This is a genomic window from Peribacillus sp. P4_C12 (assembly GCF_056402095.1).
Genome location: NZ_JBFUIB010000745.1, coordinates 1 through 1,493, shown reverse-complemented (window position 1 = coordinate 1,493; position 1,493 = coordinate 1). Strand labels below are relative to the sequence as shown.

General features: G+C 39.0%; 2 protein-coding genes. Both read left to right on the top strand.

Translation table 11 applies throughout. From position 1 onward, the window contains the following. Positions 1-775: alpha/beta fold hydrolase (locus AC1DUW_RS28590; RefSeq protein WP_477644153.1), on the top strand; the 775-nt coding region annotated here is incomplete at its 5' end. Between the two features lie 152 nt (positions 776-927). Beyond that, positions 928-1,493 (top strand): M20/M25/M40 family metallo-hydrolase (locus AC1DUW_RS28585; protein WP_477644152.1); only part of this gene is annotated, 566 nt, incomplete at its 3' end.

The following is a 1,493-nucleotide window of genomic DNA, read 5'->3' as shown; positions in this document are numbered from 1 at the left end:
TGATGTGTATTTATTAGACTGGGGGATTGCGGGATACGAAGATAAAGACATTACTTTGGGTGATTATGTAGTTGACTATATTAAAAAAGGTGTAGGGCGAGCATTAAGGCATTCGGGTGCAGATGAAGTGTCTGTAGTCGGGTACTGCCTGGGAGGGACACTTGCAGCCATGTATGCCGCAATTGCGGATGAGCCAATTAAGAACCTGGTATGTGCGGCAGTACCAATTGATTATAGTGTGCCTGCCATGCCTGAGAAATGGGCGGAGGGACTAAAAGAAGGTGCTTTTAATATAGACCGCTTCATTGATGTTTACGGATTAATTCCTCCTGTCTATATTGAAGCAATGTTTAGGTCCATAACTTCTCCAATCTACTACAGTCCTTATGTTACACTTTTGACCCGTGCCAATGATAAGCGTTTTGTGGAAAAGTGGCGACGGATGAACCAATGGACAAAAGGCCATGTACCCTTAACTGGAGAAGCTTTCCGACAAATAAGTAATGACCTCATGAAAGAAAATAAACTCGTTAAGGGTGAGTTCACTATTCGTGGTAATAAAGTCGATTTGGGTAAAATTAAGTCAAACCTATTAGTTGTTATCTCAAAAAATGATAACCTTATACCTCAAGGACAAAGCCTTCCATTGATGGATTTGGTTTCAAGTGAAGATAAAACCCATCAACTTGTGGAAGCCGGCCATGCTTCCTTGGCATTAACTGGGAAACTTGCAGGCATATTAAATAGTTGGTTATGTGATCGTTCAAATCATTGAGTATATCCAATAAAAGTTAGTGATAGAAACATAGTGCCAATTATTCACTTGTCTCCTAATATATAGAGAGAAAAGTTGATTTTTAGTATTTGTGAATAAAATTTCAGGCTAAAAAACCTAAAGAAGCATCATTCTAAAAAAGGTGGGATTGGATGACTGATTTACATTCTATTTTTGAACTTATTGATGAATCAAAATCTGTTCGATTTCTACAATCACTTATTCAAGTGAACAGCGTAAATCCACAAGGAAATGAAAAACGGGTGGCTGAGGTCATTCAAACTTATTTAAAATCATCCAAGCTTCAAGTCGAATTGGATGATCTCGGTAACGATCGTGCAAATCTATTTGTAACATATCCGAATGTGAAATCAGATGATAGATATTTAGTGTATAGTGGGCATTTTGATACGGTCCCTACGRGTAAGGTAGAATGGGAACACGACCCGTTTTCCGGCAAATTAATAGATAATAAAGTATTTGGTCGAGGGGCAACCGATATGAAAAGCGGTGTAGCTGCAATGGTCCTCGCTTTAGAATGTATCGAACGGGCTGGTGTTCAATTAAATGGGAAGTTGCAGTTTGTCGGCACTGCAGGAGAAGAGGTTGATGGATACGGTGCAAAAAAAGTCGTAGAAAAGGGACAAATAGATAAAGCTACTGCGTTAGTTGTATCGGAACCTAGTGAAAACGAACTGTATACATCTCATAAAGGATG